25 protein-coding genes and 2 pseudogenes are annotated in these 26399 nt (G+C 71.8%); 6 read left to right on the forward strand and 21 right to left on the reverse strand.

Translation table 11 applies throughout. The features are described 5' to 3' along the window. Window positions 1-118: 118 nt before the first annotated feature. From ABZW30_RS41340 to ABZW30_RS41375, 8 genes are all read right to left on the reverse strand, one after another. Window positions 119-514, reverse strand: coding sequence for a hypothetical protein (locus ABZW30_RS41340; protein WP_355676466.1), 396 nt, complete (start codon window positions 512-514; stop codon window positions 119-121). A 57-nt stretch (window positions 515-571) separates the two neighbouring features. Further along, complete coding sequence (locus ABZW30_RS41345) at window positions 572-1813, reverse strand: FAD-dependent monooxygenase (RefSeq protein WP_355676467.1); 1242 nt, start codon at window positions 1811-1813, stop codon at window positions 572-574. Then, window positions 1810-2322, reverse strand: a complete 513-nt coding sequence (locus ABZW30_RS41350) for an SRPBCC family protein (protein ID WP_355676468.1) — start codon at window positions 2320-2322, stop codon at window positions 1810-1812. The genes ABZW30_RS41345 and ABZW30_RS41350 overlap by 4 nt, the downstream gene beginning before the upstream one ends. A 28-nt stretch (window positions 2323-2350) precedes the next feature. Then, entirely contained in the window at window positions 2351-2818 is a 468-nt protein-coding gene (locus ABZW30_RS41355) for an SRPBCC family protein (RefSeq protein WP_355676469.1), read from the reverse strand. 5 nt (window positions 2819-2823) lie between these two features. Next, window positions 2824-3363: an SRPBCC family protein gene (locus ABZW30_RS41360; protein WP_355676470.1), complete on the reverse strand. Its 540-nt coding sequence runs from the start codon at window positions 3361-3363 to the stop codon at window positions 2824-2826. 40 nt (window positions 3364-3403) lie between these two features. Beyond that, the gene (locus ABZW30_RS41365) at window positions 3404-4807 is read right to left on the reverse strand and encodes a coproporphyrinogen-III oxidase family protein (protein WP_355676471.1); all 1404 of its coding nucleotides are present in this window, start codon (window positions 4805-4807) and stop codon (window positions 3404-3406) included. A 68-nt stretch (window positions 4808-4875) separates the two neighbouring features. Further along, a complete protein-coding gene (locus ABZW30_RS41370) occupies window positions 4876-6282 on the reverse strand; it encodes a cytochrome P450 (protein ID WP_355676472.1) in 1407 nt (468 codons plus the stop codon). After that, a complete protein-coding gene (locus tag ABZW30_RS41375; RefSeq protein ID WP_355676473.1) occupies window positions 6279-7097 on the reverse strand; it encodes a hypothetical protein in 819 nt (272 codons plus the stop codon). The genes ABZW30_RS41370 and ABZW30_RS41375 overlap by 4 nt, the downstream gene beginning before the upstream one ends. Window positions 7098-7451: 354 nt before the next feature. On the opposite strand from ABZW30_RS41375, the gene ABZW30_RS41380 reads away from it, so the two are divergent. Beyond that, on the forward strand, window positions 7452-7868 hold the full coding sequence (locus ABZW30_RS41380) for an SRPBCC family protein (RefSeq protein WP_355676474.1): 417 nt from the start codon (window positions 7452-7454) through the stop codon (window positions 7866-7868). Between the two features lie 31 nt (window positions 7869-7899). Next, a complete protein-coding gene (locus ABZW30_RS41385) occupies window positions 7900-9375 on the forward strand; it encodes an MFS transporter (RefSeq protein WP_355676475.1) in 1476 nt (491 codons plus the stop codon). A gap of 67 nt (window positions 9376-9442) precedes the next feature. On the opposite strand, the gene ABZW30_RS41390 is transcribed toward ABZW30_RS41385, so the two are convergent. The 3 genes from ABZW30_RS41390 to ABZW30_RS41400 all read right to left on the reverse strand — a co-directional run bounded on the left by ABZW30_RS41390 (window position 9443) and on the right by ABZW30_RS41400 (window position 12056). Continuing rightward, window positions 9443-10348 carry a DNA-3-methyladenine glycosylase 2 family protein gene (locus ABZW30_RS41390; protein WP_355676476.1) on the reverse strand — a complete coding sequence of 302 codons (906 nt, stop codon included), beginning with the start codon at window positions 10346-10348 and terminating at the stop codon, window positions 9443-9445. A 3-nt stretch (window positions 10349-10351) separates the two neighbouring features. After that, window positions 10352-10867, reverse strand: coding sequence for a MarR family transcriptional regulator (locus ABZW30_RS41395; protein WP_355676477.1), 516 nt, complete (start codon window positions 10865-10867; stop codon window positions 10352-10354). A gap of 139 nt (window positions 10868-11006) precedes the next feature. Beyond that, a complete protein-coding gene (locus ABZW30_RS41400; RefSeq protein WP_355676478.1) occupies window positions 11007-12056 on the reverse strand; it encodes an alpha/beta fold hydrolase in 1050 nt (349 codons plus the stop codon). A gap of 242 nt (window positions 12057-12298) precedes the next feature. Here ABZW30_RS41400 and ABZW30_RS41405 point away from each other — a divergent pair, with 242 nt between their 5' ends. Next, window positions 12299-13372: a hypothetical protein gene (locus tag ABZW30_RS41405; RefSeq protein WP_355676479.1), complete on the forward strand. Its 1074-nt coding sequence runs from the start codon at window positions 12299-12301 to the stop codon at window positions 13370-13372. 121 nt (window positions 13373-13493) lie between these two features. Here ABZW30_RS41405 and ABZW30_RS41410 read toward each other — a convergent pair whose 3' ends face one another. The 9 genes from ABZW30_RS41410 to ABZW30_RS41450 form a co-directional block, all read right to left on the reverse strand. Beyond that, complete coding sequence (locus ABZW30_RS41410) at window positions 13494-13934, reverse strand: MarR family transcriptional regulator (protein ID WP_355676480.1); 441 nt, start codon at window positions 13932-13934, stop codon at window positions 13494-13496. Further along, window positions 13927-14691 (reverse strand): 4'-phosphopantetheinyl transferase superfamily protein, encoded by a 765-nt coding sequence (locus tag ABZW30_RS41415; RefSeq protein WP_355676481.1) that lies wholly within the window; start codon window positions 14689-14691, stop codon window positions 13927-13929. The genes ABZW30_RS41410 and ABZW30_RS41415 overlap by 8 nt, the downstream gene beginning before the upstream one ends. 3 nt (window positions 14692-14694) lie before the next feature. Continuing rightward, window positions 14695-15567 (reverse strand): cyclase family protein, encoded by an 873-nt coding sequence (locus tag ABZW30_RS41420; RefSeq protein ID WP_355676482.1) that lies wholly within the window; start codon window positions 15565-15567, stop codon window positions 14695-14697. 61 nt (window positions 15568-15628) lie between these two features. After that, window positions 15629-15865: a phosphopantetheine-binding protein gene (locus ABZW30_RS41425; RefSeq protein WP_350743348.1), complete on the reverse strand. Its 237-nt coding sequence runs from the start codon at window positions 15863-15865 to the stop codon at window positions 15629-15631. A 47-nt stretch (window positions 15866-15912) separates the two neighbouring features. Continuing rightward, window positions 15913-17142: a beta-ketoacyl synthase N-terminal-like domain-containing protein gene (locus ABZW30_RS41430; RefSeq protein ID WP_355676483.1), complete on the reverse strand. Its 1230-nt coding sequence runs from the start codon at window positions 17140-17142 to the stop codon at window positions 15913-15915. Window positions 17143-17170: 28 nt separating this feature from the next. Continuing rightward, the gene (locus tag ABZW30_RS41435) at window positions 17171-18418 is read right to left on the reverse strand and encodes a beta-ketoacyl-[acyl-carrier-protein] synthase family protein (protein ID WP_355676484.1); all 1248 of its coding nucleotides are present in this window, start codon (window positions 18416-18418) and stop codon (window positions 17171-17173) included. Between the two features lie 74 nt (window positions 18419-18492). Further along, entirely contained in the window at window positions 18493-19437 is a 945-nt protein-coding gene (locus ABZW30_RS41440) for an ACP S-malonyltransferase (protein ID WP_355676485.1), read from the reverse strand. Between the two features lie 243 nt (window positions 19438-19680). Further along, entirely contained in the window at window positions 19681-20649 is a 969-nt protein-coding gene (locus tag ABZW30_RS41445) for a Gfo/Idh/MocA family oxidoreductase (RefSeq protein ID WP_355676486.1), read from the reverse strand. Between the two features lie 52 nt (window positions 20650-20701). After that, window positions 20702-23338, reverse strand: coding sequence for a hypothetical protein (locus tag ABZW30_RS41450; RefSeq protein WP_355676487.1), 2637 nt, complete (start codon window positions 23336-23338; stop codon window positions 20702-20704). Between the two features lie 338 nt (window positions 23339-23676). On the opposite strand from ABZW30_RS41450, the gene ABZW30_RS41455 reads away from it, so the two are divergent. Both ABZW30_RS41455 and ABZW30_RS41460 read left to right on the forward strand, forming a co-directional pair. Beyond that, window positions 23677-24216: a winged helix-turn-helix domain-containing protein gene (locus ABZW30_RS41455; RefSeq protein ID WP_355676488.1), complete on the forward strand. Its 540-nt coding sequence runs from the start codon at window positions 23677-23679 to the stop codon at window positions 24214-24216. Beyond that, window positions 24213-25499 carry an MFS transporter gene (locus ABZW30_RS41460; RefSeq protein WP_355676489.1) on the forward strand — a complete coding sequence of 429 codons (1287 nt, stop codon included), beginning with the start codon at window positions 24213-24215 and terminating at the stop codon, window positions 25497-25499. The genes ABZW30_RS41455 and ABZW30_RS41460 overlap by 4 nt, the downstream gene beginning before the upstream one ends. A 263-nt stretch (window positions 25500-25762) precedes the next feature. Here ABZW30_RS41460 and ABZW30_RS41465 read toward each other — a convergent pair. After that, window positions 25763-26236, reverse strand: a pseudogene (locus ABZW30_RS41465) (Tn3 family transposase); the annotation flags it as partial. A 28-nt stretch (window positions 26237-26264) separates the two neighbouring features. On the opposite strand from ABZW30_RS41465, the pseudogene ABZW30_RS41470 reads away from it, so the two are divergent. Continuing rightward, a pseudogene (locus ABZW30_RS41470) lies at window positions 26265-26348 on the forward strand (GNAT family N-acetyltransferase); the annotation flags it as partial. Between the last annotated feature and the right edge of the window lie 51 nt (window positions 26349-26399).

Consider the following 26399-nt stretch of genomic DNA (forward strand, 5'->3'; position numbering starts at 1 on the left):
CGGGTCGGCCGACACCGAGGGGGCAACGGGTGCGTCGGTCCGTGTTGTTCCCGTGGGCCCCCCCCCATAGGGGGGGGGGCCCCGGCCGGTGGGGCGGCGGGGGCCGACCGGGGGCTGATCAGCTCGCTTCGAGCAGCCGCTTGAGCTGGACGAGCTCCTCGGCCATCTCGTTGCGCTGCCCGACCACCACGTCCTCGTCGACGTGGGGCGGCAGGTTGACGGTGAAGCGGACGGCCACGTGCTCGGCGTGCTCCTGGAGGTCGAGCTCGGCCTCCTCCTCCTGGCCGCGGATCAGCGAGTGGATGACGTAGCGGCGGGCGCCGGCGCTCTCGGTGCCGGTGATCCAGGTCTCGATCGGGCCCATCACGGACTGCACCTGGAACCTGCCGTCCTTCTCGCCGTCGACGGCCTGGAAGAAGGTGGTCCACTCGGTCAGGTTGGGCATGTGCCCGAGGTAGGCGCCGACCGTGGCGAGGTCGCCCCTGATGTCGATGCCTCCGGTCACGGGGATCATTGCGGTTGTCCTCACTCTCTTCTGACTGGGCGCTGCCTCTCGTGTACGGGGCTGCCGTCAGAGCAGGCTGAACTGCTCGCGGACGCCGCCGATCAGCTCGCGCGGCGAGCCGGGCGGCTCCTCGGCGCTGCCGCGCAGGGTGCTCTGCAGCAGGGCGGCCAGCGGCAGCACGGTGGGCAGGTGCGGGTCGGCGAGGCCGATCAGCAGCTGCTGGTGGGCGCCGTCCGCGAAGGTGGCCTCGCCGGCCGCGTCCGCGCCCTTGATCAGCGCGCCGGCCTTCTCCTGGTAGCCGGCGGCCACCGCGGAGCGCTCCCCGGCGCCCGGGGCGGCCAGGGTGTCGACGGCCGCCTGGCCGGCGAACAGCCCGGCCTGGACGGCGATGTCGATGCCGCTGCAGAAGAACGGGTCCAGGAAGGCCGCGGCGTCGCCCGCGATCGCGTACGACTCCCCCGCCAGCTCGGTGGCGCGGAACCGCCGGTTGAGCGCGGGCAGCACCGGCAGCAGCTGGTCGGCACCGGCCAGCAGGGTCTGCAGCGGGGCGGCCTCGTCGACCTCGGCCCAGAACAGCGACTCGATGTCACCGCCGTAGCGCTGGGCGTGCTCGTCGCCGACCACCACACCGACGCCGACCCGGCCGCCGCCCATCGGGATCACGAACACGTAGCCGTGGGTGATGCCGATGATGGTCATCGTGCCCTCGACCGCCAGCTCGTGCTCGCGCTCGGGCTTGAAGTGGCTGAACACCGCCTCGCGCGGGTCGAGTTGCTGCTCGGGCTCCTCCCGGGTGCCGAGCGCCCGGGAGACCAGGGCGGACTTGCCGCTGGCGTCGATGACGTACCGGGCGGAGAGCTCGGCGATCCCGGCCGGGGTGGCCGCGGTGAGCTTGACGCCGCTGCCGTCCGCCGCGAACTCGACGTCGGTGACGGTGTGCAGCGGGCGGTAGCTCGCGCCCTGGCGGATCGCGTTGTCCACCAGGATCTTGTCGAACTTGGAGCGGTCCAGCCGGACCACGGCCGGCAGGTCGCAGCCGGCCGCCCGGGACAGCGTCAGCTCCAGGCCGAAGCGGCCGGTGGCGTTGAGGAACCGCACGCCGGTGGCGGACCCGAAGGCCTCCTTGACGTCCTCCACCCCGAGCCCGCGCAGCAGCGGCAGGGTCTCCCCGGACCACGACTCGGGCAGGTGCGGGGCGGGCTGCATCGCCCGGTCCAGCAGCAGGACGCTCAGGCCCGCCTTGGCCGCGGCCGCCGCCGCGGTGGAGCCGGCCGGGCCGGCTCCGATCACGATCACATCGGTGGTCACGCGGCGGCTCCCAGGGCGGCGGGCGCAGACTGCGCGCCCGCCTCGAAGTGGCTGACGAAACTGTCCAGGATCCGGCCGAGGCGGTCCTCGAAGCGACGCCGGTAGGCGTCCCGGTAGTCCTGGTGGGCGGGGTCGGACGGGCTGCCGCCCGGCTGGGCCGGGAGCAGCTCGTAGTTCCGCTCGGCGGTGACCAGGCAGCCGCCGTCCTGCTCGGTGAAGCGCCAGGCGCCGACGTGGTCGGCCATGCCGGGCGGCGGGGTGGGACTGAAGAACTCGATGTCGCCGCCGGGGGCGAGGAAGCGGACGGTGCGGACGAACTCCGTCCGGCCGTCGCGCTCCACCTCCAGGTCGAACTCCTGGTGGGCGCCGTCGTCGTAGTGCACCCGGACCGAGGTGATCCGGTCCCACACGGCGTGCCAGGAGGCGATGTCCCAGAACAGCGCCCGGACCTCGGCCACCGGGGCGGCGACCGGTCGACTGACGCTCAACAGGTCGCTGCGGTCTGCCACTTCGACCGAATCGAGGGGGCCGGCCTGCTCAGCGGGCGACATCGGCCTCGACCGCCTCGCGGAACAGCTGCAGGTTGTGCTGCAGGTGGCCGGAGAGCCGGCGGCCGAACTCGGCCTCGTCCGGCACCGGCGCGGCGGCCGGGTCGCCGGCGGGCGGCGCCAGCAGCTCGAACTCGCGGGTGGCGGTGACGGTGGTGCGACCGTCCTGCTCGACGAAGTTCCAGCGCCCGGTCATCCGCTTCAGCAGCGGCGGCGGGGTGGTCTGCACCAGCTCCAGCTCGTACGGGGCGCGGCAGTAGCGCACACCGCGGACGGTCTCCTGACCGCCGGGGCGCTCCACCGTCATGGTGAACTCCTGGTTGTAGCCGTCGCAGTAGAGCACCTGGACGTCCAGGGTGTCCGGCAGGATCGCGGGCCAGCGGTCCAGGTCGGCGAAGGCGCCGTAGGCGGCCTCGATCGGGGCGTCGATGACGACGGTCTCGGTGATGGCGGCCACGGCGGTCACTCCCCGCCCTTGCCGGTGAGCACCTTGCGCCAGGAGTCCAGCGCCAGCTTGGAGTGGCCGGCCAGCATGGTCGTCACCTGCTCCTCGGTGCTCGCCTCGTCGGTGGCCGGGTAGACCAGCGGGGCGACCTCCTCGTGGAGGTTCCACACGTGGGTGACCTCGACGTGGGTGTGCTCCGGGTTCTCGGCGGCCTGGGTGAAGCGCCAGATCCCGCCGTGGTGCTTGAGGAACTCCGGCGGCTCGGGCTGGAAGAACTCGATCTCGCCCGGGCGGCAGTTGCGGATCGAGCGGACCCGCAGCTGGGAGCCGTCGGTCTCCGAGGCGACCGTCATGAAGAACTCCTGGTAGCGCCCGTCGTCGTAGCGGACGTCGATCTCCTGGACGTGCGGCAGGTACTGGGGCCACTCACGGACCTCGAACAGCGCCCCGTAGACGGCGTCCAGCGGCGCCTCGATCACGAGGGTCTGCACGGTGCGGTGGGCGAACCCGGGGTGGGTGTCGATGGTGAGCCCGGCCGTGGGGCTGACGGTGGTCATCTCTGCTTGCTCCTTGGGCTGTTGTGCGTTCGGTCGGGTCTCAGGCGCCGAGCCAGTCCTCGCGGCGGCCGGCGAACAGGTCGACCATCGGGGTGTTCATGGCCCAGTGCGGGTGCTCCAGCGCGGTGGTCTCGCCCCAGAAGTCGGGGTTGGTGAACTCGAGCATCACGTTCATGTGCCACTCACGGCCCAGCTGGGTGAGCGTGAACTTGTCGTCGGCGAGCTCGGCCAGGCCGCGGCTGAGGATCCGCTCGACCTCGGGCTTGAAGTCCTCCAGGAAGCTGGAGCCGAACTGGAACTCGTACTCCTTCAGGTCGACCGCGAAGGCCTGCAGGATGTTCATCACGTAGCGCTCCTTGCGGACCCGCGGGCTCAGCTGGGAGGAGACGGCCGAGATGAAGTGCTCGCCGCGGTTGACGGCGGCGATGTAGCCCTCGACGTCCTTGCGGCCGCCGACCCGGTAGTCGTTGATGAAGCTGTAGGCGCTGGGGCCGACGCCGAGGATCTCGACGTTGTTCCGCAGGAAGGTCCACTCGTTGTAGACGTTCTCCCAGCCCGGCCGGCAGAAGTGGTCGAACATGTAGTTGTGGAAGCCCATGTTCTCGGTGGCCTCGACCAGGTCGCGGTACATGTTGCGGACGTACTCCGACTCCTTGTCCACCAGCGGGGCGACCTTGCCCATCTTGATGAACTTGTCCTGCGGGGTGCCGGGGTGGATCCGGTACAGGTAGGTGGTCAGGTGCTTGACGTCGAGGTCGCGCAGCACCTCCAGGTCGCGCTGCCAGATCTCCCGCCGGTGGCCCGGCAGGTTGTACATCATGTCCATCTGGATGTTGCTGAAGCCGCGCGAGGACAGCTCGTTGATGGTCTTGACGGACTCCTGGGCGGCGTGCGGGGAGCCGATGATCCGCAGGATGCTCTCGTCGAAGGACTGCACACCGAGGCTGACCCGGTTGATGTACGAGTCGGCGACGTAGTCCAGCTTGTCCGGGGTGTAGTCGCGGGCGTTGCCCTCGAGGGTGAGCTCGTAGTCCTTGGCCACCGGGTAGTTGGCGAAGATGGTGTCCAGGATCCGCTTCAGGTACGCGGTCTTGAGCAGCGAGCCGGTGCCGCCGCCGATGTAGATGGCGCGCAGGCTGCCGGTCTGGAAGCGCTTGTAGGACGCCCAGCGCTCGAGGTCGGCGACGATCGCGTCGACGAAGCGGGCCTCCTTGTTGCGCGGGTCGTGCGGGGAGAGCTGGTCGACGAAGTACGGGCAGGAGTAGCAGCGCACCCGGCAGAACGGGATCGACAGGTACATCACGTAGTCCTGGCCGGTCTGGTCGAGCGCCAGCTGCGGAAGGAACTCCTGGCCGGAGCGGTTCTCCCAGAGCGCCGGCGGATACAGGATGAACGGGGTGGTGTACTTCTGCGGGTACGGCTGCGTGGTGACGGGCGCGGTCATGCTCGGGTCTCCAATCGGACGTTCATAGGCTGGGAAGCTGCGGCGACTTCGGTCGCGATGACGAGCGGTCAGGAACGGCCGCGCGGCTCGGCGTACATCGGCAGGCCGCCCTCGGGGCGGAGGGTCATCACCGGGCCGGCGACCACCCGGTGGCCCGGCACGGACCGCAGGCGGAACTGCTGCACCACGGTGGTGAGCAGGAGCTGCGCCTCCATCAGCGCGAAGTGCACACCCAGGCACTGGCGTTGGCCGCCGCTGAACGGGACGTAGGCGTAGTGGTGCTGCTTGGCCTGGTTCTCCGGGGTGAACCGCTCCGGGTCGAAGCGCTCGGCGTCGGGCCAGTAGTCGGGGTGGCGGTGCACCACCCAGGGGCAGATGGTGATGCTGGCGTCCTTCGGCAGCGCCAGGCCGCCCACCTCGTCGGGGCCGTTGCCCCAGCGGGCCAGCAGGTAGATCGCCGGGTAGAGCCGCATCGCCTCCTGGATCACCATCCTGCTGTACGGCAGGTTCGGCAGGTCGGCGACCGTGGCGGTGCGGCCGGACAGCTGGGTGTCGACCTCGTCCTCCAGCCGCTCCAGCACCTCGGGGTGCTCGGCGAGCAGGTGGAAGGTCCAGGTCAGCGCGTCGGCGGTGGTCTCGTGGCCGGACAGCAGCAGGGTCATGACCTCGTCGCGCAGCTGCTGGTCGCTCATCCCGACGCCGCCGTCCTCGTCGGTGACGGCCATCAGCAGGGAGAGCAGGTCCCCGGTGTCGACGGGGTGCTCGCGGCGGCTGGCGATGATGTCGTGGATGACCTCGTCCAGCTCGGCGACGTTGGCGTTGAACCGCTTGACGCTCGGCAGGAAGGGCATGTTGACCATCAGCGGGCCGAAGGGGTTGCCGAGCAGCTTGGCGAACTGCTCGCTGACCTCGCTGAAGGCCGTCCCGACCTTGCCGGCCTCGTTGATGATGTCCATGTTGAACAGCGTCTGGCCGACGATGTCCAGGGTGAGCTGCATCATCTCGGCGTCGACGTTGACCGGGCTGTCGTCGCCGCGGCTGCCGCGCTCGCGCCAGCGGTCCAGCATCCGCAGCGTCGCGCCGGTCATCATCTCGCCGTAGGTGGCGACCCGCTGCTTGGTGAACGCGGGCTGGATCAGCCGGCGCTGGCGCTGCCAGAGGTCTCCGTCGCTGGTCACCAGGCCCTTGCCCATGACCCGGCCGAGCAGCAGGAAGGCCGGGTGCGGAGCCTTGCTGTAGTTGGCCGAGTTGGTGGCCAGCACGTGCCGGATGTGGTCCGGGTTGGAGAGGAAGTAGAAGTACTGGTTGGCCAGGAAGCGCACCTTGACGGCGTCGCCGTACTGCTGGAACACGTCGGTGAGCAGGGTGATCGGGTTCTTCGAGAAACCGCGTGCCACACCGAGCGGGGAGCCGCCGGTGGCGACCGCCCAGCTCTTCGCGGGGCCGGCGGCCCGCCGCTCCGGGGCGATGGTCATCGGTCCGCCCCCTTCCCGCCCTCGATGCCGACGGGCCGACCGATCAGGTAGGTGACCGGCGGTCCGCCACGGCCCTCGGGCTTCAGGGCGCCGGTCTCCCAGGAGTAGTCCGACGCATCGAGGTCGTGCACCATCTCTCGAAGCTCCTCAGTGGTGTAGGTGCGCAGGTTGGAGGCGATGCCGTCCCACATGAACGCGAGCGGCACCAGCGGCACGAGGTAGCTGAAGAACAGCCGGCTGTAGCTGACCGGCCGCAGCCGGGCCGCCCATCCCCAGACCAGCAGCGGGCCGAGCGGGACGGTGAGCAGGATCGGCGCCCAGCGCCGCTCGGTGAACTCGAAGACGGCGACGGCCTCGCGCCGCCGGTAGGCGTCCTTCAGCACCTGGCGGGCGGTGTGCGGCCGCAGGTGGTGGAAGCCGGTGAACAGGGTGCGCAGTCCGGACAGCCGCTCGGGCACCGCGGTCGCGTCGACCGACTGCGCCTCGAAGCGGGTCCGGCCGTCGCCGATCGCGCGGACCGCCGCGGCCAGCGCCTGCCGGTTGGGGTACTTGTCGGTGAGGACCAGCTCGACGTCGGCGTCCTCCTCGGCCAGCCGGCCCTTCAGCACCGTCCAGGGGCCGGAGCCGCCCGAACACAGGTCGACGATCCGGCTGATGTCGTGCTCGCGGACCAGCTTGGCCAGCAGCGGCACCACCGGCGCGTACACGTCGCCGCGCAGCACGATGGCCTCGCGCAGCAGGTCGGTGATCGGGTTCCGCAGCACCGCGGGAAACCAGGACAGATCCTCGAACTCGAACAGGTGACGCCGTTTCATCGCAACTGACCTCGCTCCACTGGATGGCGCCGTTCGGATTTCTCGGCGGTCGACGCCGAACAACCCCCATACTCCGCACTGGAATTCGAGCGGACCATCCCCAAAACCATGCAGCGCTCCGGTCAAGCCCTAGCGACCCGCTGCATACCGACGCCGGATCGGCGCGCTTACCGCCTCTGAGCAGTCGATATGCCCGCATACAGACGTCGCCGGCGAAGGCGCTCAAGCGGCGTTCGAGCGGGATTCGAGGGGGTACCGCAAAAGCCGGTGAAGAATTGCCGGGCAACAAATTCCCGATCGATGCGAATCGATGTAGATCGATTTATCACCGATGAACCGACGAAAGGACTTCCCATGTGGGAGTACGAGCACAGCGTGATCGCCGACGTCACCCCTGAGGCGGTCTGGGCCCTCTACAGCGACACCACCAAGTGGGAGAGCTGGGACCAGGGCCTGGACGCGATCGAGCTGCACGGCCCGTTCGAGGTGGGCACCAAGGGCCACCTGAAGCCCAAGGGCCAGGACGGCTTCCCGTTCACCCTGATCGAGGCCGAGCCCAACAAGCGCTTCACCGACGAGACCGTGGTCAACGGCCTGGTCCTGCACTTCATCCACATCCTGGAGGCGCAGGCGGACGGCCGCACCAAGATCACCCACCGGGTCGAGATCACCGGCCCGGCCGCCGCCGAGGTCGCCCCGCACGTCGGCCCGGCCGTCACCGCCGACATCCCGGCCACCGTCGCCCGCCTCGCGGAAATCGCCGCGGCCTAACCCCCGACCCCTTCCACCCCAGGAGGCGCACGTGTCCATCATCGAGTCCAGGACTTCCGCGGAGACGGCGCCTCCCGGGGCGCCGTCGCCCGCAGCGGCCGCCGTGGCCGCCGGCCATCGGGCGGCCAACGGAATAGTCCTGCTCCTGCTCTGCCTCAGCGAATTCATGATGTCGCTGGACTTCTCCATCGTGAACGTCTCACTGCCCGTGATCCAGGGCAACCTCGGCTTCGGCGCCGGGGACCTGGTCTGGGTGGTCACCGCGTACGTCCTCGCCTTCGGCGGGTTCCTGATCGTCGGCGGACGGCTCGCCGACCTCTACGGGCGCCGGCGTCTGCTGGTGCTCGGCCTCGCCGGCTTCACCGGCGCCTCCCTGCTGGCCGGACTCGCCGACTCGCCGGGGCAGTTGATCGCCCTGCGGGCTGTCCAGGGCCTGTGCGCGGCGGCCGTCACCCCGGCCGCACTGGCCACCCTCACCACCACCTTCACCGGCGAGAAGGAGCGCCAGCAGGCGATGGGCGCCTGGGGCGCGGTGCTCGGCGCCGGCTTCGTCTCCGGCGTGGTCGGCGGCGGCGTCATCACCCAGTACCTGAACTGGTCCTGGGTGTTCTGGATCAACGTGCCGATCGGCACCGTGCTCGCCGTGCTCACCGCCCGGCTGCTCGGCCCCGGCCGGGACGGCCGCCGGCCGCGCCGGATGGACCTGCCCGGCGCCGTCCTGATCACCGGTTCGGTGGTGGCCCTGGTCTTCGCGCTCTCCGAGAGCAGCGTCACCGGCTGGACCTCCACCCGGGTGCTGGGCGCGCTGGCCCTGGCCGCGGTCGGCGGGCTGGCCTTCGCCGCGGTCGAACTTCGCAGCACCGAACCGGTGTTGCCGCTCGGCCTGCTGAAGCTGCGCCGGCTGGTGGTGGCCAACCTGGCCAATGTGCTGATGATGGGCTCGTTCTTCGGCCTGGTCTACACCGTCACCTTGTTCCTGCAGGACGTGATGGCCTTCTCCCCGCTGCGCACCGGTCTGACCTTCGCGGGCGCCGGGGTGGCGGGGCTGGCGGCCGGCGCGTCCTCCGAGCCGCTGGCCCGGAAGTTCGGCGCCACCCGGGTGCTGATCATCGGCGCGCTGTTCCAGGCCGCCGCCACCGGGGTGCTGGCCACCCTGCCGACCAGCGGCACCCAGCCCTTCGTGTCGGCCTGCACGGTGGTGGTGAACTTCAGCGGTGTGGTGGCGATCGTGATGATCAACCTGGCCGCGACGGAGAACGTCGCCGACCAGGACCAGGGCGCCGCCGGCGGCCTGCTGAGCACCTGCGAGCAGATCGGCGGGGCGATCGGCCTGGCCGTCATCTCCACCGTGGCCACCTCTCGGGCGCACCACCTGGCCGGTTCGGGGCACCCGGACACCCATGCGCTGCTGGCCGGTGACCGCTGGGGCATGGCCACCGCGGCCGCCCTGGCCGTGGCCGGCGCGCTGACCGCCCTGGTCGGGCTGCGCAAGTCGACCAAGAACTGACGAAGCGTCAACGACAGAGCGCCCCACCGCAGCCGGATCGCGGTGGGGCGCTCTGTCGTGGGTCCGGTCAACCGCCGACGCGCAGGTAGTGCCCCCAGTAGCCCTGCCACGGCCCGTAGTGCTCGGCCAGCTTCTGGAACTCCGCCTCGTCGACGGGGCGGCCGTAGACCCGCTGGACCGCCCGGCTCATCTCCTTGTCGAGCACGATCCGCTCCATCCGGCCGAGCCCGCGGATCAGCAGGAAGGACGCCGACCACTCGCCGATCCCGGGCAGCTTCAGCAGCTGCTCGCGGACCTCCTGGTACGGCCCGGTGCGCAGGAACGACTCGTCCAGCTCCGCCCAGAGCCGCACCGAGCGGTGCAGGTAGCTCGCCTTGCGCTGGTTGCCGATCAGGGCGACCAGCTCCGCCTCCTCGAAGCGGGCCAGCTGGTCGACGTCCGGGAACGCCCAGAGCCGCTCGTCACCCACGTCGATCCGGTTGCCGACCGCCTCGACCAGCGCCCGCTTCATCTGACGGGCCACCGGCATCGGCACCCGCTGACACAGGATCGCCCAGCAGAGCAGCTCGAACGGCGAGGGGAACTTGACCTGGTGGTAGCCGTGCAGCCGCTCCACCACCCGGGCGAACGGTCCGTCCTGCCGGGCCAGCCGGTAGAACTCGGTCAAGTCGTCGGAGAGCCCGAGGTAGAAGTCGATCCGGTCGGTGACCGCCGCCACCGCCTCAGGGGTGATCGGCTGCCCGGCGGCGAGCCGGCCGTCCAGCCCGGACGCCCCGGGCGCCGCCGTGAGGCGCACGCCCAGGGTCGTCCCGGCCTCCCGGACGGCCAGCGTGAGCGCCGCCTGCGCGGTGCCCTGCTGGCCGGCCATCGCCGGGAAGGAACCGATGAAACCGAGTGAGGCCCGGAAGTCGAACGGCTCCCGGGCGGGCAGCCGGATATCCGTCAGGTGCAGGGCCGCCGCCTCCGTGGCCATGGCTCAGCCCTCCTTGCGGTTGCTGGGCAGTCCGGCCGCGAGCGGCTGGCCCCACTCGTCGGACAGCGCGTACAGCACGGCGAGCGCGGCGTTGCGCGGGACGGGGGCGAAGAACTCGGCGTCGGCCTTCTCCACCGCGTACATCGCCTTCTCCAGCAGCGCGGCCCCGGCCTCGGTGACCTGCACCCGCTTGGCGCGGGTGTCCACCAGGTCCGGGATCCGCTCGACCAGGCCCTTGCTCTCCAGGGTGCGCAGCACCTGGCTGGTCATCATCGGGTCGGTGCCGGAGTGGTCGGCCAGGTGGCGCTGGGTGGGCGGGCCCTCCTGGGCGCCGAGCCAGCCGGCGCCGGCCAGCAGCACGAACTGCACGTGCGTCAGGTCGTGCGGCTTGAGGGCCGCGGCGATCGCCCGCTGCCAGGAGAGGGTGACGCGCCAGAGCAGGAAGCCCGGGCTCTCGGCCGGCTTGGCGGGCCGCTCGAAGTCGGCCTCCGGCTGGTTCTGCACTGCGGACTGGTTCATGGCGGTGCTCACTTTCCCTCCGCGGTCTGCACGTAGGTCTGCACGGACTGGATTCCCCACATAGGTGGGCCCCTCTCTCCACTTACTATGCGCGTTTACTATATCGGATACGAGTATCCGGGGCGACCCGTCGGACGGGTCAGATCAGTGCCAGTTCCATCGCCCGGGCCACCGCCATGCCCCGGCTGTTCACCCCCAACTTGACGTTGATGTTGGCCAGGTGGCGGGCCGCGGTGTGCTCCGAGATCCCCAGGATCCGGGCGATCGCCCGGTTGGAGAGCCCGTCCCTGGCCCGGCCGATCACCGCCAGCTCGCGGTCGGTCAACAGCCCCCGACCGGGGTTGGCGAACGCCGCGAGCTCGGCCAGCACCGTCTCCGGGTCGGTGAAGTACGGCAGCGAGGCCCCGCCCGGCAGGGTCCGGCTCACCGCCTCCGGCAGCGCCTCCACCATCCGGCGGGCGACCGCCGCCGGACACAGGTAGCTGTCCTCCCGGCGCAGCAGCAGCGTGGGAACGGCCACCTCGGCCAGCTCCGACCACGCGTTCAGCGCGCAGGAGTCCAGGAACAACGCGGCGGCGGCCTCCGGCTGGGCGCACATCCGCTGGTAGTCGGCGTACCAGCGGACCTCGTCCGGCCTGGTCCCGGGCAGCAGCAGCTCGGCCACCAGCCGGGAGCCGAGGTGCCAGTCCGCCCGGACCAGCCGCTCCACCGCACCGGGCAGGTCGTTCGCCAGCCCGTCCGGGTGGTCGCGGTCCGCGGTGAAGGACGGCGCGGTGCCGAACAGCACCAGCCGGCTCACCCGGTCCGGGTACCGGGAGGCGAACAGCAGGGCCAGCGGACCGGCCAGTCCGCTCGCCAGCACGATCACCCGCTCCTCCGCGCACGCGTCCACCACCGCCACCAGATCGGCGAGTTGACGCTCCCGGGAGAAGTCCGGCTCCTCCTCGGCGGACATCCCCACCCCGGGCGAGTCGTAGCGGATCACCCGGAACGACTCGGCCAGCGACCGGTGGAAGTCACCCACCGGCCCGACCGACCAGTCCACCGACAGGTGCGAGACCCAGCCGGACAGGACCAGCAGCGCCGGGCCCTCGCCGCCGGCCGTCCACGAGATGTGCCGCCCGCCCTCGACCAGGCGGCGGCGGACCAGCGGTGCTTCCCCGCCTCTTGCTCCGGTCGGCCTGCTCATCCCTTGCTCTTCCCCCTTGCTCCAGCACCCACTTGCCGTTGCTGTGCTGCTCGCAGCGTAAGGAAGCCCGGGGCCTGGGAGCTTGAGCCGAACTAGACGCCGACAGGACACGGCGACCCGTTCCGTGAAGTACGCAGGTCGGGGTGGAACGCCCCGTCCGCCCTGCACAGTTCTGGGGATGGAGCACCCGTCGGCCGCCCCGCACACTGAGGTCCGGAAGGCAGGGGGAAGGAAGGGCGAGGATGACGACGACCGTCGAGGAGACCATCTGGACGTCCGTGGTGCACGGCGCCGTGCACGGCGCGACCGTGACCGACCTCGGCGGCCGCCACCCCATGTCCGTCTCCGCCTGCGGCTTCACCGCGGCGGACGCCCGGCGCGGCGCACTCGCCCGCTACCACGCGGCGCGCGCCCTGCAGGAGGCCGCCAACGGCCCGACGGCCGTCGGGCCCGGCCCGGTCCGGGCGCTGTGCCCCGCGGACTTCGTCCCCGGCGGCGCCGAACCCGGCGCCGCCCCGCCGCTGCCCGCGCTCTCCGGCGTCGGCGCGGTCAGCGGACTGCGCTACCTGGTGCCGGCCCGGATCTTCTTCTCCGCCCCCGTCCCCGCCGCTGTGCGCGAACCCGTCCTGGACGGCGCCCCCACACCCGGCCCGGCGCTGGCCGAGGTGCTCGCGCTGGACGTCGCGGCCCGCTGGTGGCGCCACCCGCACACCCGGCTGGCCGACGCCACCGTGCTGCTGTCCGACCGGCTGCCGGAGGAGGTCCGCCGGGCGCTGCCCGCGCAGGGGCTGACGGCGGAGGCGTTCCTGTGGACCTCGGTCGGCTTCGCGCTCGGCATGGTCGTGATGCACCGCGGCGACGGCGAGGCGGCGAGCTTCGGGGTGAGCGGGCGGGAGACGCCCGGTGCCGCCCTGGAGGACGCCTTCCTCAAGGCGATGGCCGCCCGGTTGGGCCGCCCGCCGGGGCCCGGATCGGCCGGTCGAACGGCACGGCCCGGCGCGCACCGCGCCCTGCGCACCCGCTTCGCGCCGCCCACCGGCCCGAGCGGCACCCGGGCGCTGACGGCCTGGCACCAGGGCTCCGAGCAGCTCGCGCTGCTGCGCCGCCATGCCGTCGGGCGGCTGCCTTCCGGCGCCTGGCCGGCCGTCGACTGGCCGGCCGTCGACTGGGTGGAGCTGGCGCACCGGCGGTTCGGCCACGAGCCGGTGCTGGTCACCCTGCCGACCGCGGGCGGCGGGCACACCGTCCAGGCCGCGTGTCCGGGGGCCGAGGTCTACCGCGCCTCGGCCGTCTCGGTGCCGAGCTTCCCGTTCTGAGCCGGCTTCCCAGCGGTCGGTCGTTGCCGAGCGGGCCGGCAGGCCTGCGGTGTCCCGGCGTCCGTGCGCCGGGCCTTCGTCATGCCGTCGTTGCCTTCGTCATGCCGCCGGGGGGCCTTCGTCATGCCGCCAGCAGGTCGAGCAGCCGCTCCAGCGCGCCGCGGTCCGCGGCGGCCAGGCCGGCCAGCAGGTCCTCGTCCACCCGCCGTTCCAGCGCGGCGAGTTCGGCGGCGAGCCGGACGCCCGACTCGGTCAGCTCGATCCGGTAGGCGCGCCGGTCGGCCGGGTTGCGCCGGCGGACCACCCAGCCCTGCTCCTCCAGCTGGTCGATCAGCCCGACCATGCTGGTCCGGTCGATCCCGAGCTGTTCGCCGAGGGCCTGCTGGGCGCTGGGGCCCTGAGCCACCAGGGTGGCCAGCACGGCGTGGTCCTTGGGCCGCACTCCGCGGTCCGCGAGCGCCTCGGCCAGCCGGTCGGAGAACCGGTCGGCCGCCAGGCGCAGCAGCCGGCCGGGTCCGGGCTCGGGCCGCCGGGCCGGGGCGGTGTCCGCCGTCTCAGGCATGGACCGTCACCTCCTTGAGCAGATTGTCATGCGCGATGATAGTCAGCTCTAGAGATGATTTTCCAGACCCCGTGCCCGAATCACCGGGCCCGTTCCTCACCGGCTCCTGCGGCTCCCGGGCAGCGGGCAGTGCCACCAGAGCGGCCGCCAGCCCGGCGCCGTGGGCCAGCGCCACCGGGACGCGCCGCCCGTCCACCGTGCGCAGCACCGGCGCGCCCGCCTCGGTACGGCCCCAGCGGGTGCGCCCGGCCGTCCGGCCGACGCCCGCGCACAGATCCTCCCAGGCGCGCCGTCCGGCCAGCCGGGCGGCCGCCGAGTGGGCCTGCTGCCGCTCCCGGCGCGGCAGGCCGTCCGGAACCGCTACCAGGGCGGCCCGCAGCCGCGGCGGCGGACGGTGGCTGAGGCCCGGGGCCGCGACCACCGCCGCCAGCACCGAACCCCCGGCCTCCCGCACCGCGCCGCGCAGCACCCGCGGAAAGCCCGGCGGGTGGCGGCCGCCCGCGATCCGGACCACCCGGGCCCCGCCCCTGGGCGGCGCCACCTCGATCCCGCGCCAGCCGATCCCGTCGAAGCCCGTCCCGAGCGCCTTGAGCACGGCCTCCTTGACCGCCCACACCTCGGTGAGCGCACGCGGGTCGGCCGCGGTGGCGGCGAGCTCTCGCTCGGTGAACGCCACCGCGGCCACCTGCGGGGTGCGCCGCAGCCGTACCGCCCAGTCCGCGACGTCCGAGACGTCGACCCCCAAGCGGACCACCACGGCTCAGTCCGCCTCTCGCCCGTCCGGCTGTCGCCCCTCCGGCCCGGCGGCGGGCCAGGCGGGGCCGGCGGGGTGCGCCGGGGCCAACCCGGTCGGGCCGACCATCGCGACCACCCTGGTCCAGCCCGCGCCCGCGCCCGCCACGGCGACCGGGAAGCAGGTCACCATGAAGCCGGTCGCGCCGGGCAGTTCCTCCAGCCGGTTCAACTTCTCCAACTGCAGGTACTCGCTGACCCGCCCGTAGATGTGGGCGGGCCACAGGACCTCGCGGTCACCGGTGCGGTGGTACTCCTCGACCATCGCGGCCATCGGGCGGTCGAGCCCCCAGGCGTCGATGCCGATCACCTTGACCCCACGCTCCACCAGGAAGGCGGTGCCCTTCCCGGAGAGGCCGGCGTACTCGGTGAGGTACTCCGCGGTGCCCCAGTGCTTCGAGGCGCCGGTCCAGAGCAACACGATGTCACCCGGGACCAGTTCGTGCTCGGCCTCGTCCAGCGCGGCGATCAGCTGGTCCACCGTGATCGCGCTGCCGACCGGCACATGGCGGACGTCCAGGCGCACGCCCGGCCCGTAGCACCACTCCAGGGGGACCTGGTCGATGCTCTTCGCGGGCGCACCGCCGGACTCCGGCCCGTAGTGCAGGGGCGCGTCCATGTGCGTCCCGGTGTGGGTGGTCAGCGTGACGGTCTCGCTGGAGACCGCCATGCCGTCCGGGAACGCGTCCGGACCGAGTCCGAGCACGACGGCACCGGTCTCGTGGTCGAGCACCTCGACCTCGACCGGGGTCGCCTCGCTCGGGGTGTCCTGGACGATGACGCTCAGGTCGATCAGCCGGAGCCCGGGCACCGCGGGCGGTGGGCCCTCGTGCTCTGTCATCACGCCTCCTCTCCTCGCCTGTCGACGGTCTCGCCCGCCGGCCGGGCGGGCGACCCGCAGTTCAGATCCGGCCGTCCAGGAACTCGACCAGCTGGGCGACCGTACGGACGTTCTTCAGCGCCTTGCCGTCGGGGGCCTGGCCGCCCACCAACGAGGCGACGGTCTCCACCAGTTCGGCGGAGTCGATGTCCAGGTCGGCGCGCAGCTGCGCCTCCGGGACGATCTCCTCGGCCTCGATGCCGAGTTCCACCAGCACGGCCTTGAGGCGGTCGAAGGTGGACAGGGTCTGGGTACTCATCTCGGGTTCTCCCTCGACTGGTTGGATGTGGTTGTTCTGACGCTTCGTCAGTTCGTGTCGCCGGCGGGCCCGCGCAGTACCAGGGCTGCCACGGTGCCGTCCGCGCCGCGCGCGTTGACCAGCGCGGTGCGCACCGACCGCACCCGGGGGGCGTCGACGATCAGGTCCAGCTCGGTGGCCTCCCGCTCCCCCGCGGTGATCCCCGCCACCGGCGGCACCGCCCCGTTGCGGATCGCCAGCAGCGCGGCCAGCAGGTCCACGGCCGGGGCCGCGCCGAGCAGGTGGCCGGTGACCGGCTTGACGGTGGTGCACGGCACCCGGTCGACCGCGCCCGCGCCGAGCAGGTCCTGCACCGCCCGGACCTCGCCGGCGTCGGCGTAGACCGTGCCCTGCGCGTCCAGGGCGATCAGGTCGAGGTCCTGCGGGGCGACCTCGGCCTCCTTCAGCGCGGTCTGCGCCACGTGGGTCAGCACATCGGTACCGGTGCGCCCGAAGACCTGGTCCGAGCCGGCGTGACCGGCGGCGAACCCGGCGACCTCGGCGAGGATCTCGGCGCCGCGCGCCCTGGCGCTCTCCTCGGCCTCCAGGGTGAAGACCACCGCGCCCTCGCCCACCAGGTAGCCGTCCGCACCGGCGCCGAACGGCCGGTAGTCGCCCGGGGTGAGCCGCCCGCTGGTCTCGCAGAAGGTGTAGGTGTACGGCGTGACCGGCGCCTCGGCGCCACCGGCCAGCATCGCGTCCGCGCGGCCCTCGGCGATCGCCCTCACCGCGTAGCCGATCGCCACGGCGGCGCTGGCGGTGTCCGCCGCGATGGTCTTGGAGAAGCCCTTGATCCCCCACTTGATGCTGATCTGGCCCTGCGGGGCGGTCGGGAACCAGGCGGAGGCGATGTACGGGCTGACGCCGGTGTAGCCGACCTGGCAGAGCCGGCGCATGCTCTCCTCGGTGATCTCCCAGCCGCCGAACATGTTGCCCAGGTAGACGCCGACCCCCTCAGGGGCCTCGGCCGGGTCCAGGCCGGAGGCGGCCAGCGCGTCCTGCGCGGCGACCAGGGCCAGCTGGCAGAAACGGTCCATCCGCTTGCGCAGCCGCAGCGGGATCGAGGCGACCGCCTCGTCCCCGGCGACGCCGGCGCGGCGCGCGGTGTACTGCTCGGTCGGGAAGCGGTCGATCTCGCTGACCGCCGGGCGGGCCGCGCCGACCAGCTCCCAGAACTGCTCCGCGGTCCGGGCGCCCGGGAGAGCCAGCCCCACCCCGGTGATGACGACCTTGCGCATCTCGTGTCCTCTCTTTCCGTCGGGTGGCTCAGGCTCGGCCGAGGACGACCGTCGAGTGGATGCCGCCGAAGCCGCTGGAGAGGCTGGCGATGGCGTCCACGGTCGCCTCGCGGGCGGTGTTCGGGATGTAGTCGAGGTCGCAGTGCTCGCCGGGCTCGACGTGGTTGACCGTGGGCGGCAGCCGGTGCTCGTTCAGCGCGAGGACGCAGGCCACGAACTCCAGGGCGTTGGCGGCGGCCAGCGCGTGGCCGACCATCGACTTGATCGAGCTGACCGGCGTCCGGTACGCCTGCTCACCGAGCACCAGCTTGACGGCGTTGGTCTCGCAGACGTCGTTCTGCGGCGTCGAGGAGCCGTGGGCGTTCACGTAGCCGATCCGCTCGGCGGGCACCTTGGCGTCGTCCAGCGCGAGTTGGAAGGAACGCGCGAGGTCGGTGCCGTGCTCGGCCAGGTCGGTCATGTGGAAGGCGTTGGCGCTGCTGCCGAAGCCGAGCACCTCCCCGAGGATCACGGCGCCGCGCTTGCGGGCGTGCTCCCACTCCTCCAGCACCACGATGCCCGCGCCCTCGGCCAGCACGAAGCCGTCCCGGAAGCGGTCGAACGGCCGGGAGGCGTGCTCCGGGTCGTCGTTGCGCACCGACAGCGCGCCGATCACGTCGAAGCAGGCGACCACGAACGGGGTGATCGGCGCCTCGGCGGCCCCGGCCACCATCACGTCAGCGTCGCCGCGGCGGATGGCGTCGAACGCGAAGCCCACCGCGTCGTTGCCGCCGGTGCAGCCGGTGGTCAGGGTGACCGCCGGGCCGCACAGGCCGAAGGCGTCGGCGACCGCGGCGGTCGGGGTGTTGAAGGTCGCGGACAAGTGCAGTCGGCGGTGCGCGGCGGCCACGTCGATCGGGCCGGTGCCGCCCGCCGTCAGATCCGGGAAGTGCTCGGTCATGAACTTGGTGCCGCCGATCGCGTTGGCGATCACCACACCGGTGCGGAACGGGTCGACGTCGCCCGTTCCGTCCAGCCCGGCGTCGGCCATCGCCTCGTACGCGGCGGCCAGGGCGATCCGGACCACCCGGTCGTCCCCGTCCGGCTCCTCGGCCGGGCTGCCGGGCAGTACCACCGGCGGCAACTGGCCGGCGATCTGCGAGTTGAATCCCGCGGCATCGAAGGAGCCGATGCGGGAGACGCCGTTGCGGCCCTCCCAGAGACCCTCGGCGAAGTTCTTCCTTCCGATGCCATTGGGTGCCAGGACCCCCAGGCCCGTGATCGCGACTCGACGCATCGCGCTCTCCTTGTCCCTCTCGGTCGGTGAAGTAATCGGTGCTCAGTGCTCTTTACGGCCGGTCGGGCCAGGTGCTAGGCGACCAGCAGGTGCTCGTCGCCCACGGTGAGTGCCATCGCGTCGCCCCACCCGGCGCAGGAGGCGGAGACCGCCTTGCGGTCGAACTGCCGCAGCAGGCCGCGCAGTACGGTGCCCGGGCCGACCTCGATGCAGGTGTCCACGGCCTCCGCGCGCAGCGTCTCCATCACGCCGACCCACTCCACGGGGGCGGCGATCTGACGGGCCAGCAGGCGGCGGTAGGAGTCGAGGTCGGTGACCAGTCGGCCGGTCATGCTGCTGATCAGCGGGGTGTGGCCGGCGTGCAGCGGCAGGTCGGCGATCAGCGGGGCCAGCCGGTGCTCCGCCTGCGCCATCAGCGGCGAGTGGAAGGCGCCGTGCACCTCCAGCGGGATCACCGCCTTGGCGCCCCGCTCCAGCAGCACCCCGGACAGCAGCCGGACGGCCCCGCTCTCCCCGGAAACCACCGACTGGCGCGGGCTGTTGGCGTTGGCGACCACCACCGTGCCGGACATCTCGGCGGCGGCCGTCCGCACCGTCGCCGGGTCCATCCCCAGCACGGCGGCCATCGCCCCCGGCGTGGCGACACAGCAGTCCGCCATCTCGGCCGCCCGGTTGGCGACCACCACCAACGCGTCGTCCAGGTCGAGCCAACCGCCCGCCACCAACGCCGAGTACTCCCCCAGGCTGTGCCCGGCCACCACGGCCGGCGCCAGCCCGAGCAGGTCCAACTCGGCCGTCAGCGCGCAGGACAGCGCCAGCACGGACAACTGGGTCGGCACCGTCTCGGTCAGCCGTTCGGCCGGACCGACCAGCACCGCCTCCTCGATGTCCTGCCCGACCATCGCCCCGGCCCGTCGCAGCACTTGTCCGAAGAAGGGCGACCGCTCGTACAGGTCGGCCCCCATGCCCACGTGCTGGCTGCCCTGCCCGGGGAAGAGGAACGCGTACCGGTGCCCCATGAGCTGCCACCCTCTCTGTGCATCACCATTCTTGAAAGTCAGCATGACTGATGGTTTTGTAGCCTGTCAATCAGCTCATCCGACCATCAGTTCCCCTCGCGCAGCCCCCAACCCACCCCCGCACACACGCGAAAGGACCCGGTCCGGACACCGTCCGAACCGGGCCCTTTCACCCGCCCGCCACCCTCTTCCCAGGTCAGGGATCGTTCACTGAGACTCCTGAACGAGCCGACAGCCCGGCACCTACCGAGCCTCCGGCACCGCGTGATGGATCGCCGTGATCGTCGCGGCGGCGTCGAAGCCGAGCACCGGGTCGGGCCGGTCGGAGAGCAGACTCGCGTAGAGCGGCCGGTAGTGAGCCACCTTCCGGGGAGTGCGGCCATCGTTGCCGAAGGCTGCGAGCAACTCATCGCCCCGGGCGGCGAATCCGGTCATGGCGGTATGGTCGATCCAGACCTCCACGCCGGAGCGGCCGAGCACGAGGCTGCTCTCCTTGCTGCTGGAGCCGGTCAACCAACTGCTGAGCAGCCGGGCCGATCCCGCTTCGCCACGGGAACGGAATCCCACCGTGCACCACGCGCTCGCGCCGCCGTCCGCCTGCCGGAGGGAGGTGAGTTCCGTGAGGTCGACGAAGCGGGTGAGCATGCTGAGCTGGTTCACCCCCGAGTCCGTCCAGCTGGAGACGTACGAGCTGAAGGCCTCCGGCCCGCGCAGGACGTACGGGTCGTAGAACGCCGACGTGATGGCCGTGACCGGACCCCAGTCAGGGTGTGTGGCCAGTAGCTCCGCCGCCCAGTCGACCTCGGGCGAGAAGGCGAAGTGGTGGGCGGTGAACACCCGGGCCCGCACATCGGCCTTCCCGTCCAGCTCGCGCAACATCGCGAGGCCGACGAGATCGTGGACCAGGGGCTTCTCCACGAGCACTCGGGCGGTAGAACGGAGCAGAGCCATGGCCGCCAACTCGGCATGGGTCTCGGTCGGGGTGGCGAGGACCACCAGATCCGGCCGGTGCTCGTCGAGCGCATGGGCGAGGCCGCCGTAGTGGGGCGGAGTCGCACCCCGGAACACGACCGGACCCACCGCCCGGGGGTCGACCGTGAAATCCAGCTCCACATCCGGTCGTTCGGCGAGGACAGCGAGGTGGGTGTCGGCGATGATGCCCACGCCGACCAAGCCGACGCGTTTCGGTTCGACGTGTACCGGGTTGGTCATGAGCTCTGTTCTCCTCGTCGGCTCCGGCCCCACGCGCCAGGGCTCCGGAGCCTCATCGTCGCGCGACCACCTCGGCCCACCGGCCCAACGACACGGCCGGCCCGTCCACCCATTCGACCCGCGGGTCGTACTCCACGGCCTGCGGGACACCCTCGATCCAGCTGGTCACGATCGGGACCCAGTAGGTGTTGCCGCCGGACCTGCGGGTTCGCGCATCGAGCTCGGCCCGCGTGCGGCGGGCGCCGTGGCCGTCCCCGCCGAGGACCCCGAGCAGGATCTGGGCCACATCGGCCAGATTGTGGCCGCCGCGGTAGCTGATGTCGTCCGCCAGCCGCCGGGTGCCCCCGATCGCGTCCACCGCCGCTCCGACGTCACCCGCCACCGCGTGCGCGACCGCCTCGGCGGAGCGGATCTTGACCAGTTCGACCGGATTGGGCACCAGGTCCAGCAGGTCCCGCGCGCGGGCCGCGGCGTCCGACACCGCAGCCGTATCGCCGGACCAGCAGGCGGTCTGCGCCAGGTTGGCCAATGCCTTCGCTTCCGCGGCGGCCAGGCCTTCACGCCGGGCCAGGTCGATCGCCTCGGTGTACGCGGCGGCCGCCTCGTCGAAGTGCGCGTTCACCCGCCAGATGTGCCCGATCAGCCGCAGTCGTTCGCCCTCGTCCTCCGGCCCTCGGCTGCGCTGCTCCCTCAGCGAACCCAGCGCCGCACTGAAACGTCCGTTGAGATAGTCGAAGTCGCAGAGCCAGTACCGGGCCACGGAGTCGAATTCGCCGCCCACCAGGGCACGGTAGATCTTCGCCGCCTCGGTGTAGTCGCCGTGGTTGCGCAGCGCATGGGCCAGGTGGATCTTCAGCAGCTGCGTCGTCGGGCTGCCCTGTTGCAGGCCTTCCCCCGCGCCGCCGAGCAGCTCGACCGCTTCTGCGGCACGGCCGGTACGGCGCAGCTGGACACCCCGTATGGCGGCGAGAACGGCCCGGTACTCCGGCGCCCCACCCCGTTCCGTGATGAGTCCCCCACCCAGTTCCGACCACTGTCCCGCCTCGACGAGACGCTGGGTTGCGCGGGCCATCCAGTCTTCGAAGACCCCGTGTGCCGCCGACAGTTTGAGGCCGGCTTCAAGGGCCTGGGCGATGGCGACCCGACCGGCGGAGGCCCCGAGACGCTCGCCGAGCCAGGCGAGCAGCCGGGCCGCGACCTCGCTGCGGTCACGGTCGGACCAGCCGTCCGGGAGGGACCGGTCCGCCTCACCGATGGCGTGACGAAGCGCCGCGTGCAGGGCGTACGGCAGGGCATAGGCGTCGTCATGGGTCAGGAACGGTCGGCGTAGGAACCGGGCCACGCTGCCGTCTGAGACGTTGGGCTGTCCCGCCCGCAGTAGATCGGCGCCGACCCGGTCGGTGAGCGCCGCGGTGCGGACGAGGTCGCGTTCCTCCCGGGGCAGGTCACGGATCGACCGGGTGGCCACCGCCGTGAACGAGCCGCCGAAGTCGTCCGCCGACGGCTGGCCGCCGCGGGCGAGGAGTGCGGCGAAGTGCGACACCGACAGATCCAGATACAGGGGCAGCCCCTGACCCCCGGCAATGATGCGTCGACGGACCTCGGCCGGCATGACGGGCTCGCCGTCACGGGTGAGCGCCTCACTGAGGTAGCTGTCGGCGTCGGAGTCCGAGAGGTACCCGACGAGATGCTGCCGCGGTTCGATGCTGTCGTTGCTGAAGTGTAGGTTCGGCCAGTGCCGTGGGCCGGTGAAGTCCAGCTCACCGCCCGCACCCGAGTCGGCCCAGTCGATGCGGTTGCGGCCGGTGATCACGAACAGCACGTTGGGCATCAGGTAGACGCACCGCTGGATCAGCCGCTCCACCGTACGGTCGGCACCGCCGTTGACCGCCTCGAAGGTGTCGAGGAACACGCACACCGTCGGCCGCTGGGCCTGCCGTCCCCGGTGGGGCAGATGCTCCAGGTCCCAGGCCAGCAGGTACGGGAAGTACGAGAGCGTCTCGTAGTCGGCATCGGCCTCGACCAGTTCGGCGAACAGCTCGCAGTCGGCCAGTAGACGCCCCTCGCGCACCCGGTCCCGAACCGCGCGATAGGTGGCCAGAGCCGCGCGGTGCGCCAACCCGGTCAGACCGCCGAGCCCCGCGGGGTCGACTTCCCGCACGGTGTCCGCGATCTGGTCGCCGAGGCCGATGCTGCGGGAGGCGCGGCGCAGGGCCGGTGAGGCGTCGAGGAAGTCCTGGAGGGCTTCCCCAGGATGCGCGCGAGCCCAGTACGAGGCCAACGCCAGGTCGAAGGCGCGCCAGCAGCTGCCCAGCTGCCCCAGCCCGGCCCGCAGGCGCAGCAACAGGCTCTCGATGTCGCAGGCGCCGTCCTCGGAGACATCGACCCGTACGGCCACGACGTCGTCGCGCCCTTCGGCCGCAGCGTCGGCGAGCAGCCGACGCTCCAACTCGTGGGAGAGCGTCGTCTTCCCTATGCCGCCGACCCCGTAGAGCGTCAGGACGTTGCAGCGCCCCTGCGCGCGGTCCACGACCGGCGACACCTCGGCCTCGTCCAGCGTCCGGCGCAGACCTTCCACCGACCGGTTGAAAGCGGCCACCTCGTCGACCCGGTTGGTGAAGACCTGTTGCGCCGTAACGGTGGACGACAGTCCGCTCATGAACGCGGCCCGCAGGTTCACCCGTGCCATCCCGCCTCCTTCTCCGTGCCGCGCCCCGACGATGACCCATCCACATCGCCCGAGGGGTAAGCGATCTGAGATCCTGTCAGTTCTCGACGGGGCGCCACAAGGAGGCGCCCTGGAGGTACTGGAACACAGCTGGAGGGCGGCGGCGCCCGCGTCCTCGGCGCCGTCACGACGTTCTGCCCGGATCTCCGCCTGCACGGCGGCCAGAAGCTCAGGAACCGGGTAGGGCCACTCGGCCTGCGTCAGTGCGGGAGCGAAGGCCTCACGTGCTGGACAGCCGATTCCGGAAGCCGAACAGAACTCCCTTGACTAATGGTCAAGAAGTGTTGACCATTGAGGGCATGCCTACCGATGATCTTCCCGAGACGTTCCACGTCACTACTGACGAGCAGCTACGCGCCGTTTCCAATCTCACGCGTCACCGGATCATGGCCGTGCTCCGCTTCGAGCCCGCGACGATCACGCAGATCGCCGAGCGAGTGGGCCTTGCGAAGGGGAGTTCCAGCTACCACGTACGGCTGCTCGAACGGGCCGGCCTGGTGAAGGTGGTACGAACTCGGAAGGTCCGGGGGGTCACCGAGCGGTACTACGCAATGGCCGCGCGGGCGATCGTGCTGCCGGATCCGGGCGAGGGAGGCCCTGATGTGCTGATGCGGCATGCGGTGGCGGACCTGGAGGCATCGCCGGTGGATGGCGAGCGGCACGTGCGGATGGCGCATCTGCGGCTCACCGAGGAGCAGTTCGCGGAGCTGGGGGCGAGGCTCCAGGCACTGGCGGACGAGTACCGGGAGCTGTCCGATCCGTCGCTGCCGGACGCGTCACTCGTCTTCGCACTGTTCCACCCGGCATCGCGCGAGCAGACCGAAGGGGACGCCAAGTGACCTCAGACGTTCGGAAGCTGCCGACCGGGTTCGGACGGTTGTGGACTGCGCAGACGGTGTCCTCGCTCGGTGACGGGGTGTCGCATGCCGCGCTGCCACTGCTCGCGTTGACGTTGACGCGGGATCCGATGGCGCTCGCCGTCGTCACGGCCACCGGAACGCTGCCGTGGCTGCTCTTCGGGGTGCTCGGCGGTGCGCTGGTGGACCGCTGGGACCGTCGGCGCACGATGTGGGTCACGGACGCGGCGCGTGCGGTGCTGCTCGCGATACCGGCGGCAGCGGCCGCGCTCGACGTGCTGAGCATTCCACTGCTCGCGGCCCTCGCCTTCCTCCTCGGCCTCGGCGGACTCTTCTTCGACACGGCCGCCACGGCCTATCTACCGGATCTGCTCGGCCGCGACCCCGCGCTCCTGGAGCGTGCCAACTCCCGCCTGCGCGGCACCCAGACCGCCGCGTCCGGCTTCGCCGGGCCGCCCGCGGGCAGTGCCCTGCTCGCGCTCGGGCGGGCGGTTCCGCTGCTCGCCGACGCGGTTTCGTTCGCCCTCTCCGCACTGCTCATACGGTCGCTGCCTGCCGCACCCCGGCCCGTGCCGCAGGCCCGTGAGTCGCTGCTGCGGCAGGCGCGGGCCGGCGCCTCGTACGTATTCCGGGATCAGTTGCTGCTCGGGCTCGCGCTGCGTCCGGCGGTCGGGAACATCGCCTTCCTCGCCGTGGAGACCGTACTCGCCCTCTTCGCGCACGATCGTCTCGGAATCGGCACCCTCGGCTTCGGTCTGCTCCTCACGGCGGAGGCCACCGGCGGTCTGCTCGGCGCGGGCATCGCGTCCTTCCTCGGCCGACGACTCGGCACCGGCACCGCGCTGACCTGCACGGCCGCAGTCGAGGGACTCGCCATCCTGGGCCTTGCCGCCGCCCCGAACCCGTACGTCGCCGGCCTCGCGCTCGCCGTCTGCGGAGCGGGCATGGGCGCCACGATGGTGCTCGGCCCCTCCCTCCGACAGACGATCGTCCCCGCCCACCTGATGGGCCGGGTCGCCTCCACCTCCCGCATGCTCGCCATGTGCGCCGCCCCGTTCGGCGCCTTCCTCGGCGGCTGGCTGGCCACCACCTACGACGTACGCACCCCGCTCTACGCCGCCGCCGGCCTCCTCCTCACCATGACCGCTGTCACCGCGACCATGACCAACAACCGCCGGGTTGAGGCGGCGCTGCGTGCCTCCGCCCCGGCCGGTGATCCAGATCACCCGGAATCCCGGGATTCCGTTCACGAGCTTGCCATTTAGGGCTCCGCGAGGTCGTTGAGCCAGCGCACGGCGGGCCCAGCTCGGCCTTCCTCGCCTCGGCCCCGGAGCGTCGGGCTCCTCTGGCCTCCACGGGAGGCAACGAGCGGCCCAGCGGGGTCGGGTGGCCCTCGCGGCCGAGCATCCGCAGCAGGTCGTAGGCGCGGACCTGGTTCGTGATGAGCGACCCGGCGACCCGGACCATGCGGGTGCGCCGGTCGGAGACGTGGCCGAAGGAGTCAAGGAACCCCATCCAGGAGTGGACCTCGAATAGCAGGTCCGGCAGGCACCAGGTCGGCGTCGACCTCGCACGGCGGCAGCGGCCGGTCCTTGACCCGGCGGCGCGAGAGCGCGGGCAGACGGCGCACTGCCTTCAGGATGCGCCGCCCAGCCGGAGCCGCGCCCAGCGCCTCTGACTCGCCCAGCAGTGACAGGAACGGGCGCGCGGTGTTGTAGCGCAGGACCAGCTTCTCCCGCATCGCGGCCTCGGCCGACCCGTCGGCCTCCGGCACCACGGCCTCCACGGTCGCGACCGCCCCGGCCACCGCCGTGCGCGGCACGGCCTCCTCGACCGCCGCCCACAGCGCGGCGACGTCCAGGTCCGCGTCGTGCTCGGGGACCAGGTCCAGCTCCTCGGTGAGGATCTTCGACGCCTTCGCCAGGATGCGGGCCGCCTTCCCCAACTGCAGCAGCATCGCCAGCCGCTCCCGCTCCGCGGCCCGCCATGCGGGGCTGAGAAGCGGGCAGGCGTTCGCCGGCGTAGCCGTGGACGCGACGCGCACGGATGCGCACCGCTTCTACGAGCGAATCGGTTTCGTGGCCTCGCACGTCGGATTCAAGCTCAAGCTCTGAAAATGCGAAAAGGCCCACCCGGTAAGCCGGGTGGGCCTTTTCTGAAGAATT

Origin of the sequence: Kitasatospora sp. NPDC004669 (assembly GCF_040609455.1) — a bacterium.
Lineage (GTDB): Bacteria > Actinomycetota > Actinomycetes > Streptomycetales > Streptomycetaceae > Kitasatospora.